Source organism: Kitasatospora sp. NPDC097691, assembly GCF_040302665.1.
Classification (GTDB): domain Bacteria; phylum Actinomycetota; class Actinomycetes; order Streptomycetales; family Streptomycetaceae; genus Kitasatospora.
Genome location: NZ_JBEORY010000055.1, coordinates 1 through 12,429, shown reverse-complemented (window position 1 = coordinate 12,429; position 12,429 = coordinate 1). Strand labels below are relative to the sequence as shown.

The window sequence follows — 12,429 nt, the reverse complement described above, 5'->3', positions numbered from 1 at the left end:
CCTCGGTCGGATGATTCGGCAGATCCGGGCTTGATCGTGGCCGACTCCTCGATGACTACAGTGCCCGACGCTCGACCAACTCCTGGCGCATCGACCTCATCGTGACGACCCCGGGCCTCGCCGAAACCTGTATCGCCGCCCGCGTCGAACGCGCCGACACCCACGCCGAACGCTGGAGCGACCACGCGCCAGTGACGGCTGCCTTCGATCTTGGCCAACTGGCCGACAGCCCGCGATAACTCTCCGTCGCCGAGAGGAAGTCAGCGGAAACCGAGGTCATCGTCCCGATCCACCCAGGCACCCGGCCTGCTCCACCCGGCGGGCGTCGTCAGGACCCACTGGTCCCGGACTGCGCCCGCCCACACCGGCCGGACGGTCGATCAGGTCGACCCGGCGTCAGATGGCCTGCTTGGTGGTGGGGCCGCCCGAGGGCGGACCCACCACCTGTCTCGGGCAGTGACGCCGTCTCAGATGACAACGCTCGCGACGGTGCTTGTGTTTGGATCCCCCTGGCCCAGTACGACCACGGCAGTCGCGCCGACGGTCAGGCCGGCGAGGATCGCCACCCGCAGCCTGGCCTGGCGGGCCGCGTGGTCAGCCGCCGTGCGACGCTCGTCGGTCTCCGGCAGCTCGCTGTCCACTCTGTCGAGCAGTTCGCCGTCCATCATGGTGGTGCCCTCCCTCTTGTTCGACGGGCCCCGGTCCTGCTGCTGGTTGCAACAGCAGGACCGAGGGGATCCTGGGGCCGAAGCCGAGCCGCAGCAGGCCGTAGCCGATGCCGGCCAGTCCGGTCAGCAGGCCGGGTGTGGACACCTCACCGGGGGTGCCGCAACGGGCGCCTTGCTGTTCGACGGACCGCATCAGTCGAGCGGCCGTATCGCGCTGGCCGGCATCGGTCGGCGCCAGTTCCACCAGTGGTTCCAGCAGACCGAGTTCGCCGTGGCGGAGCGAGTGGCCCGGCATCGGCACGCGGTCGGCGAGCAGAGCGCGGTGCTGGTCCGCCTTGCGGGCGCGCAGCGCCCGGCCGTCCCAGTCCGGGCACCGGCCGGGGCCGTCGGCGTCCGCCAGGTCCACCGCCGCTCGCTCCCGCAGGGCCCACGCGACGCCTTCGTGGCCGTGGAGGAATCCGGGCCGCTCGGGACGAGACCGATGGTCCGCCAAGGTCCTGACCGTGTGGGCGAGTTCACCAGCTGCCGGCAGCCGCGTCTGAGCGTGCACGGCCTCGGCCGCGAGCAGGGCACCGGCCAGGCCGTCGGCGATGTCCATGGGAGCTGCCGGATCGACAGCGGCCGTGTGAAGTGCGGCGAGGCCGGTGGGCAGGGCCGCGCTCAGCTCCGGGGAGTCCAGCAGGGTGGCGAGCCGGGCGGTGGCGTAGCTGATGCCGCCGAGCCCGGAGAAGCCGCCCGGCCCCACGGCACGCGCGAGTTCGGGGTGCTCCGCCAAGAGCCTCAGGAGCCGGGGGAGGACGCGGACGGCCTGGTCGGCGGCCTCCTGATAGCGGACCGCCCCGGTGAGCCGGCCCAGCTCGGCGAGGAACAGCGCCGGGCCGGTGTAGCCGTCGCCGAGCGCCATGCCCAGCGGCAACACCGCCCACTGTCCTGGCCCGGCCTCCTGCAGCCCGAGCCAGTTCACCCGGCCCTCGCCCCGACAAACCCGGGCGAGCAAGTCCTCCCCGATCCCTCGTGCGAGCTCCAGCGCCTGGGCACCGAGGTCACCGTCGTAGTCGTCCTTGGATTCGGCAGCGGGGCGCACCGGAGCATGGCGGCCCGGAGCATGGCGGCCCGGAGACCGTCGTCCGGCGGCCAGGGAGGCGCGGATCAGCCATGCCTGCCGGTCGAGGTCGCCCTCCGACATCTCCCGGATCGTCCTGCCGGCGGCCGTCAGCCCGGATTCGTCGAGCAGTAACGGGAGTTCACGACCGTCCCAGGTCCGCGGGGTGCGGTCGGCAGGGGTCATGGTGAAGAACGGGATATCGCCGGCGAGCAGGTCGTTGAGTTCGTGGGGCGCCAGCACGTGCAGGTGCGGGTGGCCGGTCTCGTCGTGCAGTGCGGCGAAGGCTCGCTCCCGACCGGAGCGGTCGCGCAGCAGCTCCGGCTCGGTCGCCTCGGCGAGCAGCGTCGCATAGCTCTGACTGGGCCGCGCGACCAGGCGCATCGCCTCACCCGCAAAGCGGGACAACAGCCCCCGCTCACCGAGTAGTTCATGGGAATGTGCGGCGATCACCCGGTAGCCGGCACGGAATCCGCACAGCAGCCGGTCGAGATGGTCGGCCGGATCGGCGGGTCTCCCGGCCAGCATCGGGCGGTTGTCGGCGCCCGGCCAGCGGGCCGGGCGGCGGACCAGCCGCATCAGGTCGGTGCCCGCGTCCGCCCACCCGGGCATCGGGTCCGGCGTCCACTGGTCGGCCTGGCCACCGAGTGCCGAGAGGTCGAGTGAACCGCCGTCGCCGAAGCGCGGGTTCGGCAGCACCATGGTCCGCTGCACGGACGCGGCGAGCGCCCGGGCAGCCGGATCGGCGCCGCCATCGGTGACGGGCACCCAGCACGGGTGGAACAGCGTCTCCACGTCCACCACGACCGGCTGGTCGCGCGCGGCGATGAGGTTTTCGGCATGGATGTCGACCGCGTTCACCACGTGCAGCAGCGCGAGCTGGGCGCCGAGCCGCTCGTAGAACCGCCCGACTTCGGCTTGGGACCGGCATGGGCTCGGCGCGACGTACTCGGCCCAGCCGTACTCCGCCTGCGGGAGCAACCGAACGGCTCGCGCCGCCAGTTGGGGCCGGCGTCGGCCGAACCAGGCGAGCAGTTCGTTCCACCGGGCGTGCAGACCGAGCGGGCGCGGCTTGTACACCAGGCGCCGACCGCCGTCGAACTCCAGCACGGCGACGGACCGGCCCGCCGCATGCGGGTCCCCCAGTCCGAAGCGGACCCGGGTCAACCGACCGGGCTCGCCGTCGAGCAGGGCGGCGGTGAGCTGCTCTCGGTCCGCGTGGAGCCGCTCCAGCAGTTCGGTGGCTGTGGCCACGGTGCGTATGCACCGTTCGGCCAGCAGCCGGGCCAGCACGGGATGACGGTGCAGCACCGCGCCCAGGGCCGGCCCGGCGGCGACCTCGCTCAGGAACGCGTCGAACCGCTCCCGCCCGTCCTGCCCGGGCAGGGTTCCTGCCGCACGCGCGTGTCCCAACTCCTGTACCAGCGTGCGTCCAGCCAGCCGCACCAAGCCGCCGGCCAGGTGGCGCCGTGCACCGGCCCACACCGCTCGCCGCTCTACCGCGGCAGGGTTCGCCGCCGCGAAGTGGTGGGAGGTGGTCCGCAGGAACGGCCGCAGCGGATGCAGCAGTCGGCCCTCGGGGCCCGCCCCAGGGAGCGGGCGGATCCGCCCGCCGGGCGCCGAGTCGGCGCAACGCAGCGCCTGTTCCACCAACGTGGCCCAGCGCGGCGTCCGTCCGGGCGGCAGGGCATCGCGCTCGGCCGACGACAGTGCGGGCAGCCACCAGGCGGCGGACGCCGCAGGCAGCGGAACCGACCGAGTCGCCTGCACTGTCACTCCACTACTCTGACACACCATCACCATCTCTGACAGGGTGGCGGGTCAGATTCCCCGCAGGCCTACCGCGTGGCGAGGAAGTCCGCCACGAAGTCGCACAGCTGGGCGCGGGTGGCGGAGTTGGTCTTGCCGATCAGACTGGCGATGTGTTTCTCGACCGTCCTGGGAGAGATCTGCAGGCGGGCGGCCACGGCCTTGTTGCCGACGCGTTCGACCAGCAGGCAGAAGACGTCGTACTCGCGCATGGTGACGCCGAGCGCGACGAGTTCGGCCGGAATCCGATCCGTGCCGGTGCGGCGTTGCCCGACCGGAGCGCCCAGCGAACGCAGCCGGGAGCGGCACGCGGCGGCGATGGCGTCGGCACCCGAGTGGTGGAAGTACGTCTCGGCTTCGGCCAACCAGTCGCGGACTTCCCCCCATCCGTCGGTGACCGCGGCGTCAGCGACCAGACGCAGGCCGAGGTGACGAGCCGTCGGGAAGACCGCCGCGTCGGCCTGCGCAGCGCGGCACGCCGCCACCGCCTCGGCCGGGCGACCTTCCCGACCGTACAGGACCGCCCGGGCCAAGCCGACGAACTGCCGGTTCCACCGCATCCGGCCCGCCTGACTCGCGGTGATCCGTTCGACCTCCGCGCGGTCGGCTCTCCCGGCCAGCACGGACAGCAGCAGGACCAGCCCGTGGCTGCCGGCGAGGTGGAAGTAGTTCTCCTCGTCCGGCGGGACGGCGGCGGCCAGCCGCGCGGCCAGCTCCGCCGCCTGCTCGTGGTCCTCCTCCAGCAGCGCGCAGAACAGCTCGGCCAGGCCGAGCACGAGCGGTGCCTCCCGCGACTCGTTCCCACCGCTGGTCCGGAACCGGGCGAGTGCCGCCCGCAGTTGGGGCCTGCGGGCCCGGTGGGCGGCGGCCACCGCGCCCACCATCTCTGCCTGGCGCTCGTCCCCGAGCAGGTGCGCTCGCTGGGCGTCCCCGGGGTGGTCCACCGCCCGCTGCTCGGCGGCTCGCCCTACCTGGAGAGCACGATCGCGGCCGTCCACCGCCCGGACGGCCCGGACGCTGCCGTGCACCGGCTGCTGGAGATCCTCGCCACCCTGGAGCGGACGGCGGACTGAGGCGGGCGGCGGACTGAGGCGGGCGGGCCCTCCCGGCGGGGATCGGTCCTCGCCGACCCGGGTGAACACCCGGTCCCGCTCGGCCGGCACCGCATCGATGGTGCGCGGGGCGCCCTTGAAGACGGTGCGCCCGAGTCGGCCGCCGCTCGCGAACCGGTCGGCGGTGCGGCGGGAGTCTCGGACGGCGGCGAAGGCGTAGGCGCGCATCCGCTGCTCGATAACCGGGGTATCCACTGCGCGGTCTGTCTCCGGAAGCCTCAGGGCGCCTCCCGGGTTCGGGTCCTGGTGGTTCCGTGCGGGTGCGGGCTCGGGGCGTCGACCTTCTGCGGCCGCCGCGCGGTGCCGAGGACAAGTGGGCGGGCGAACGGCGGCGCCTTGGGCAGTTCGCCGTGCTCGACGGACCCGACTTCGAAGCCGGCAGCCTCGATCGAATCGAGGGTCGGGCGGTTGCATTCACAGCAGACGACCAGGCGGTTGAGCCAGTTGAAGCGGTCCTGGGTACGGGCGAGCCGCGGGTCTCGGGAGCGTACGTGTTCGAGGAAGAGCAGTTGTCCGCCAGGACGCAGTACTCGGCCGATCTGGCGCAGGGCGCGCGGCTGGTCGGAGACGCCGCACAGGACCAGGGTGGAGACGACCGTGTCGAAGCTGTCGTCCTCGAAGGGGAGGTCCTCGGCCGGGGCGCGGAGCACGGTGGTGTGCGGTGCCGCTTCCCGGACGTGTCGGTCGAGTCGGCGGAGCATCGCGGCCCCGGGTTCGGTGACGGTCAGGGAGCGCACGCCCGGGCCGTACAGCTCTAGGTTGGCGCCGGTCCCGGCACCGATCTCCAGGACTTCGCCGGTTGCTCGGGCGATCAGCCGGCGCCGCCGCTCGCGCAGCCCCGCCTCCTCGGCCCCGGCCATGGCACGGTCGTAGACCAGTGCGAAGAACGCCGTGTGGATGCTCATGGCTGCCTCGATTCCTCACCACCGGGCTCATGCGCCCGGTACACCTTCGACGCTACGGACCGGGGGCGGGTATCGCGTGGGGCGGTTGCCCCATCTTTCGCGGCGTCCTCACGCGGTGGCCGCCTCGGCCTGCGGCAGCAGGCCGTGCTCCAGGGCGAAGAGGCAGGCGCCGGCGCGGCTGGAGGTGTCGATCTTGGCGTAGATGTGCTCGACGTGGTTGCGGGCGGTCTTCGGGGAGATGACCAGGCGGCTCGCGATCTCCTTGTTGGACAGGCCGCGGGCCAGCAGCCTCAGCACGTCGACCTCTCGGCCGGTCAGACCGGCGGGTCCAGCGGTTCGACGGGGAACGCGATGCCCCGCCGCGGCGAGCACCGCCGCGACGACCTCCGCGTCCAGTCGAGCGGCTGCGGCCTCGGCGCGCAGCTCGGCGGCGGCCTGCGGTGCGGTCAGCGCGTCGCGGTGCGGCCGTGGCTCGATCATGGAGCGGTAGGCGTCCGCCGTGCCGAGGATCCGAGCCTGCCGGGAGATGGCGGGCGCCGTGAGTCGGCGCGGGTAGCCGGAGCCGTCCAGCCGCTCCCGGTGTTGCACGGCGATCGCCCCGAGCGGTGCCAGCGTCGGCGACTGGCAGAGCATGCGCTCCGTCAGGTAGGGCTGAAGGCGCACCCGTTCCCATTCGCCCGTTCCGAGCGGCCCGGGCTTGTCCCAGATCGCGTTCGACACGCCCAGGCGTCCCAGGCCGTGGAGCAGGGCGGCCCGGTGGAGTTGGGCCCGCTGCTCCTCGGCCAGGCCCAGACCGGCGGCGGCCGCGTCGACCAGCTCGGCCACGGCCCGCGCATGTCCCAGGGTGTAGGGCGACTTCAGGTCGACGAAGTCCGCGACGGCCAGCAGCGCCTGCTCGAACTGCTCTCCGCCCAGCCACACCCCCAGCGCCGGTTCGGCGGCGATCACCGCCTCCCAGGTGTGCACCGCGTCCAGCTCGCCGAGCACCGTCTCGGCGTCCCGGCACAGCACGGCAGCGAGACGGGGGTCGAACTGGGATCCGGCGCGCCGTTCGGCCAGCGCCGTGGCGGCCGCGGTGCCGCCCACGCGGTGCGCGACCTCGGTGAACTCGGCCAACTGCGCCAGGCGCGACGCGATCGGTACGGCTTCGCCCTTGACCTCCCCGGGCCATCCGCGTCCGTCCCACTGCTCGTAGGAGGCGGCCACCGCGCGCCGGACGGAGTCCGGCAGTCCGAGTCGCCCGGCCAGCGAGGTGGCCAGGGCGGCATGGCCGCTGATCATCCGGTCCACCTCGTGGAAACCGCCCAGGGCGAACGCCAGCCCGACCCGCAACCGGTGCAACGGCGGGTTGCCCGACCCGATCAGCCGCACCGCCGCGGCGGCACCGGCCAGGCTGCGCTGCTCGTAGCGGTACTTGCCGGCCTTCAACGCGATGTCGTCACCGAACCACTTCGCCTGCTCGTGGGCATCCGAGTGGCAACCCACGTTCACCAAAAGTGCCGTGTAGTAGACGGCGACCCGCTCCTCGTCGTCCAGGCCGATCCGCTCGGCCAGGCGCAGGGCGATCAGGCACTGGCGCAGCACGTGCTCCATCGGCTGGCCGAAGCCGAGGTCGACGCCCAACGACAGCGCGGCGACCAGCTCGGCCAGCCGCAACCGCGGACCGGCGTCGCTACCACTCACACCACGACCCTACGCCGCCGTCGAGCGGGCCGCGGCGTGGCGTCCGGGCCCAGCCCCGGCTTCCACGTCCACCACGACGGCACCGCCGCCCAGCGGGCCCTCGCCGCCACCGGCCAGAGCTCGAACTGCTGGGTCACCCGGATCGGCGACCTGCATGGCGAGCCGAACCGGTGACGGTGGACTCGGCTGCAGCCCAGCACCGTTCACCGGCCGTCGAGACGACACGAGCACACGATCGCAGCCGACTTGACGGACTACCAGGCCAGGACGCCGGCCTGACCGCTTTGGCCTTCTGCAGCAGGCTTCGGCCTTCGGCCGATGGGAAGAGGCTGTTTCCGTAGGGGTCGTCCTCCGGAGCGGGAGGTGGTGGAGGTCCGCTGCAGAGACGGAGGACCTCCACCACCTCCCGCTACGTCCATGCGGGCTGAGTGCTACCAGTGGTCGGGGTCATCGCAGTGGTCATGATGCCCGTCGTGGCCGCCATGCCCGTCGTCGCCATGCCCGTCGTCGCCATGCCCGTCGTCGCCATGCCCGTGGCGCTTGATCGTGGTGGGGTCGGTGGCGGTGTGGGTGGCGCTGTCACCTCCTCCGGTGACGGTAGCGGTGTTGGTGACCCGCTCACGGGCGTGGCAGGAGACATCGACCTTCAGGGTGATGGGTGGGTAGCTGTGACCGGCAGGCAGGATGTCGCTGCGCGTACAGGTGAGGGTGGCCGGAATGCAGGTCCATCCCGCGCCGCTGATCCTCTCGGCCCGAAGACCTTCGGGGAGGCGGTCGTGGACGGTGACCGTGGTGCCATTGGTCGGGCTGGCCGTCGCGAGGTTACCCACAGTGATGATGTAGACGCCGTCCTCGCCCTTGATGAAGGGGTCCGTGTGACTCTTGGCGATGGTCAGACTGACTGGGATGACCGTGAACGTGAGGCTGGTATTGCCGATACTGCCGGCTCTGGCAGTGCCGCCGGGGCCAGTGGTGGTGCCACCGGGTTTGGTGAGGCCAATGGCGGTGAAAGGCTCGACCGCCGGCGTCGTCGAGTCGCCGGCCTGGGCGACGTAGGCGGGTTGAACCGTCGCGGTCCAGGCCGTGGCCAGGACGATCGCCAGGACGGCCAGCCCGGTCAGCGTGACCACCCCCGCCCTCCGGGCCCGCGCCCTCAGCCAGGATCGGAACACGCCGCCCGTACCTCCCGTGCCGCGGCTTGCTCCGGCCCGCCCTCTCCCGTGTCCGAACACCGACATCTCCGCTTCCAACCGTCGAGAACAAGCTGTGGATACCCATAGTGACCTGCGCATTACTTAAAGCATCCGCACGGCTGGGGGCGGACGAGAGGTGTGCCGACATCGGCGCGCCGCCGAGGATGGCGCCGGCGCAGAAGGAGCGGTGACGCGCTCGACGAGGACCGTCATACATCGCTCACGGAGCAGATCAGCCGACTGCGAGGGCGGGTCGTGGTCGGAGTCGTCATCGACGGCGCCGGAGGAACCTGGAGAGCAGAAGGCAGAGAGCGGCGAGGGCGAGGGCCGAAAGCCAGGCGACCACCGAGGTGGGGAAGTCCCCTTGCAGAGCGACCGACGCGGCGTCCGCTCCGACGCTGCCGGGAGTCGACGGGAAGGTGATGGTGGCGCGGGCGCTGCGCTGGACCAGGCCGCTTCCGAGCGTGAGCTCCCCGACCCACGGGCCGTTCGGCAGCGTTGCGTCCAGTGGGACGACCGCCTCCCCGCTGTCGCCCGGAGCCAGTGTGGCGCCCGTCTTGGCGGTCGAGAACGGTCCGGCGTGCTGTCCGGCCGGTCCGGAGAGGAGGGACAGTGTCCCGCTGATGTCCAGCGCGCGACCCCCCGTGTTGCGGATCCGGGCGTGAACCTCTCCACGCCCGTCGCGGGCTCGGGCCGGATAGAGCCGTTCGATCGTGAAGTCCGAGGGTGGCTCGTCACCGCGACCGACGTCGACGTACATGCGGACGCCTACCCGGCCCAGCACCGTCAGAGTGTGCGAGCGATCCGTGGGGGCGCTCGTCTGCGCCCAGATGACGCCGTACCGCTCCCCGGCGGCGGCGTCCCCGGGCACGCGGATGGTGGTGCGCACCCGCGCCGTTTCGGAGGCTCCCAGCTCAAGGTCCGCCGCATCGAATGACGTCCAGCCGGTCAGCTCGTTGGGGGTGCGCTCCGGCGCGAAGGTGAACTCACCCTTCGCGATGGTGGCTGCCGCGGCGTAGACGTTGACGTGCATTGGTGTGGACGACTCGTTGGTGATCTCCACCCGCCGTTCGATGGTCGAGCCGGGCGCGAGATGGTCGACGATGTAGGCATGCGCTCTGGGATCGGCACGGCGGTTCTCCGGAGCATCGAGGAGCTTGATGGCGATGCTCCTGCCCGCAGCCGGATCCCGGGGGGAGGGCGCCCCGGCTGCCTGCCCCGCCGCCGGCATCACCCCGGCGGCCTGCACGAAGGCCAGCATCAGCAGGAGAGTCCAGAACCGGCGCACACCCTTCGTTCCGTCAGGCAACGGACTGGGTCAGCGTTCCGGTGTAGGTTCCGCCGACGGCGCTGGCGGGCACGTTCACGGCGACTGTCGGGTTCCAGCTCGCGGTGTTGTCCCCGACACCGGCGGTCCCGGTGAGCACCGTCTGCGCGGAGTTGCTCAGCGTCACGTTCGTCGCGGTGGCGGTGATGGTGCCGGTCGTCGTCACCGTCCCGACCGTGTAGGTGGCATCGGTGGCGGGAATGGTCGACGATCCGCTCGCGAAGTCCGTCTCCGCCGCGGTCACCGTCCAGGAGGCCGAGAGGAGGGCGCGGTCGTCCGTGACGGTACAGGGGCCGATCGGTGCGCTGATCGTGGTGCCGGGCGCTCCCGAGCCGAGGGTGGCGCTGGCCGGCACCGACAGCGACAACGCGCCGGACGTGACGGTGAACGTGACCGTGGTGCTGGGGTCGCTGTCCGCGGTGGCGATGCCCGGCTGGACCAGGGCGAGAATGGCGGCTGCGGCCGCGACAGAGAGGCTTCGTGTACGCATGATGGCTCCTGGAATCCCGCCAGAGGACATTCTGGCTGACGGCGGACATGCTGATTGACGCGACCCAGACAATCCGGCGCGACCCGTTCGCACAAGCCGACGCGCGCCGCGTTGCGCCACACGAATGGCGATATCTCAGCCGGAGCGAAGCCCAGCCTCCCTCGTCGACACCCTCAGACCGCCTGACGGCGCGTCCGACGCTGAACCCGCACGCGGGTCACGATACGATCCACCGATCGTGTGCGTTCGAGTCGTTTGGCATTCCGGGGCCGGCCCCTTACCCGCACGATCTACGGCGTTTCCCTCACTCGAGGCCGACCGGCTCACCGTCCTGCTCGACGCGGCCCTGCGGTGCGCCCAGGCCCCGGCGGACCGAGTCCAGGATCGTCAGGCCCTGGCCGACCAAGCCGGCGGCGATCTCACCCAAGCCGTCGGCGCCGTTGAGCACGTTGACATTGGCGCCCGCGAGCCCACCGGCCGCCTCCTTGACGATCTGCGGCAGCTGGTCGATCAGCATCCGGTCCAGCGCCACCCGGTCGTGCGAGGCCGCCGCCTCGGCCTGGATCTTCATCCGCTCCGCCTCGGCCAGCGCCAGGACCCTGATCCGCTCGGCCTCCGCCTCGGCCGGCTTCACGACCTCGGCGACCAGCTGCTGCTGGCGCAGCTCGGCCGCGCGCTGGGCCAGCTCGGTCTGCGCCGCCAGCACCTCCTGCTGCGCGTTCGCCTGCGCCAACGGACCGGCCTGGGCGGCCTGGGCCTGGGCCCGGTCCACCTCGGCGGCGTACTGCGCCTTCACGACCGCCGTCTCCCGGGCGTACTCGGCCTGCTTCCGGGCGGACTGCTGTTCCGCCTCCACTGCGGCCTGGGTGGCCTGCGCCTGGGCGATCTGGGCCTGGCGCTGGATGGCCGCCCGGTGCGGGGCCGACATCGCGGCGATGTAGCCGGTGTCACCGTCGTCGATCGACTGAATCTGGAGCGAGTCGACGATGAGGCCGATCTTGGCCATCTCGGCCTTCGAGGTGTCGAGCACCTCGGTTGCGAGTTTCTGCCGCTCGGTGACGATCTCCTCGACCGTCATCGAGCCGATGATGGCGCGCAGGTGTCCGGCGAAGATCCGGCCGGTCAGCACGGACATCTGGTCCTGGTCGGAGAGGAAGCGCTGGCCTGCGTTGACGATGCTCTCGGTGTCGTTGCCCACCTTGAAGGCGATCACCGCCCGCGCCGTCAGCGCGATGCCCTGCTTGGTGACGCAGGTTTCGGCGACCTCTGCTTCGCACATCGCCAAGGTCAGGAATCGGACCTTGCGGAAGATCTGCAGGACGAACGTGCCGTGCCCGGTCACCACTCGGAACGGTGCGCCCGCAAGGCCTCGTCTTCCGCCAGAGATCAGCATCGCCTGGTCGGGGGCGGGAACGCGATAGCCGAACATCCTGATTGTCTCCTCAGCGAAGTCCGTCGGCACGGTCGGAACCCGGGTTGCCGATGGGGTCGATCCACGCGATGACGTCGACCTGGCGAGTACCGCGCGATTCGATCACCAGGACGGGTGTTCCCTTTGGCAGGGGCTCCTCCGACCAGGCGAGGAAGCTCTCCGAACCGCCCCTGATCTTCACCAGGACCTCGCCCGGGCCGGCGGCACCCCGGGTGCCGATCACCAGCACGCCGGGGCAGCCGATCACGGCCTCGTCCGACACCATCGGCGGCCGCCCCTTTCACCTGTCGAACGTCACGCGGCCATCCTGGCAGCAGCAACCGTCCGCAGCAGACAGGCGCGCGGCCGGGTCACCGCACCGACGCCCGGGTCGCGCTGCTGCAGGGCGAGCGCGTCACCGTCGAGGCTCATCAACCACCGCACCGCGCCGAGCGATGGAGCGACCACGCACCCGTCACCGCCCACTTCGACTTCGGCGATAACTGACCTGCACGCAGCTGCAGTTGATCTGTAGACCTCAGAGGCAGCCCCGACCTGTGGCGATCCCCAGCCCAGGCCCACTCGGGCAGGTGCACGAGGCCGCGATCTCGCCCAGCCGGTTTGGCAGGTCGATTCGTCGCGGCGCCCCCTTGCCAGGGGCGGCGCGCCCGGTGGGCCCGGGGCACCACCCCCCCGCGCGCGGGCGGGGATGGGGCCCGTGGGGCGCCG

The 12,429-nt window shown here is 71.9% G+C and carries 10 protein-coding genes and 1 pseudogene; 2 read left to right on the top strand and 9 right to left on the bottom strand.

Going from position 1 to position 12,429, the window contains the following annotated elements:
* Positions 1–35: 35 nt before the first annotated feature.
* Positions 36–239: pseudogene (locus ABTY56_RS38880) on the top strand (hypothetical protein); the annotation flags it as partial.
* A gap of 355 nt (positions 240–594) precedes the next feature.
* On the opposite strand, the gene lanM reads toward ABTY56_RS38880, so the two are convergent.
* The 4 genes from lanM to ABTY56_RS29635 form a co-directional block, all read right to left on the bottom strand.
* Entirely contained in the window at positions 595–3,540 is a 2,946-nt protein-coding gene (lanM, locus tag ABTY56_RS29650) for a type 2 lanthipeptide synthetase LanM (protein WP_350632427.1), read from the bottom strand.
* A 68-nt stretch (positions 3,541–3,608) separates the two neighbouring features.
* On the bottom strand, positions 3,609–4,886 hold the full coding sequence (locus ABTY56_RS29645) for a helix-turn-helix transcriptional regulator (RefSeq protein ID WP_350632425.1): 1,278 nt from the start codon (positions 4,884–4,886) through the stop codon (positions 3,609–3,611).
* Between the two features lie 23 nt (positions 4,887–4,909).
* Positions 4,910–5,596, bottom strand: a complete 687-nt coding sequence (locus ABTY56_RS29640) for a class I SAM-dependent methyltransferase (RefSeq protein ID WP_350632423.1) — start codon at positions 5,594–5,596, stop codon at positions 4,910–4,912.
* A 108-nt stretch (positions 5,597–5,704) separates the two neighbouring features.
* The gene (locus tag ABTY56_RS29635; RefSeq protein WP_350632421.1) at positions 5,705–7,279 is read right to left on the bottom strand and encodes an HD domain-containing phosphohydrolase; all 1,575 of its coding nucleotides are present in this window, start codon (positions 7,277–7,279) and stop codon (positions 5,705–5,707) included.
* A gap of 36 nt (positions 7,280–7,315) precedes the next feature.
* Here ABTY56_RS29635 and ABTY56_RS29630 point away from each other — a divergent pair, with 36 nt between their 5' ends.
* Positions 7,316–7,453, top strand: a complete 138-nt coding sequence (locus ABTY56_RS29630) for a hypothetical protein (protein ID WP_350632419.1) — start codon at positions 7,316–7,318, stop codon at positions 7,451–7,453.
* Positions 7,454–7,710: 257 nt separating this feature from the next.
* Here the strand turns inward: ABTY56_RS29630 and ABTY56_RS29625 are convergent, their stop codons facing one another.
* The 5 genes from ABTY56_RS29625 to ABTY56_RS29605 all read right to left on the bottom strand — a co-directional run bounded on the left by ABTY56_RS29625 (position 7,711) and on the right by ABTY56_RS29605 (position 11,986).
* On the bottom strand, positions 7,711–8,409 hold the full coding sequence (locus ABTY56_RS29625) for a hypothetical protein (RefSeq protein WP_350632417.1): 699 nt from the start codon (positions 8,407–8,409) through the stop codon (positions 7,711–7,713).
* A 331-nt stretch (positions 8,410–8,740) separates the two neighbouring features.
* On the bottom strand, positions 8,741–9,733 hold the full coding sequence (locus tag ABTY56_RS29620) for a COG1361 family protein (protein WP_350632415.1): 993 nt from the start codon (positions 9,731–9,733) through the stop codon (positions 8,741–8,743).
* 40 nt (positions 9,734–9,773) lie between these two features.
* The gene (locus ABTY56_RS29615) at positions 9,774–10,289 is read right to left on the bottom strand and encodes a hypothetical protein (RefSeq protein ID WP_350632413.1); all 516 of its coding nucleotides are present in this window, start codon (positions 10,287–10,289) and stop codon (positions 9,774–9,776) included.
* Between the two features lie 304 nt (positions 10,290–10,593).
* Complete coding sequence (locus tag ABTY56_RS29610) at positions 10,594–11,718, bottom strand: SPFH domain-containing protein (protein ID WP_350632411.1); 1,125 nt, start codon at positions 11,716–11,718, stop codon at positions 10,594–10,596.
* A gap of 13 nt (positions 11,719–11,731) precedes the next feature.
* On the bottom strand, positions 11,732–11,986 hold the full coding sequence (locus ABTY56_RS29605) for an NfeD C-terminal domain-containing protein (RefSeq protein WP_350632409.1): 255 nt from the start codon (positions 11,984–11,986) through the stop codon (positions 11,732–11,734).
* Positions 11,987–12,429 lie beyond the last annotated feature (443 nt).

What these genes read in the sequence shown, in the direction of transcription:
- ABTY56_RS29640 (WP_350632423.1), bottom strand. Translation starts at nt 5,596, where the DNA reads ATGAGCATCCACACGGCGTTCTTCGCACTGGTCTACGACCGTGCCATG.
- ABTY56_RS29620 (WP_350632415.1), bottom strand. Translation starts at nt 9,733, where the DNA reads ATGCTGGCCTTCGTGCAGGCCGCCGGGGTGATGCCGGCGGCGGGGCAG.
- ABTY56_RS29615 (WP_350632413.1), bottom strand. Translation starts at nt 10,289, where the DNA reads ATGCGTACACGAAGCCTCTCTGTCGCGGCCGCAGCCGCCATTCTCGCC.
- ABTY56_RS29610 (WP_350632411.1), bottom strand. Translation starts at nt 11,718, where the DNA reads ATGTTCGGCTATCGCGTTCCCGCCCCCGACCAGGCGATGCTGATCTCT.
- ABTY56_RS29605 (WP_350632409.1), bottom strand. Translation starts at nt 11,986, where the DNA reads ATGGTGTCGGACGAGGCCGTGATCGGCTGCCCCGGCGTGCTGGTGATC.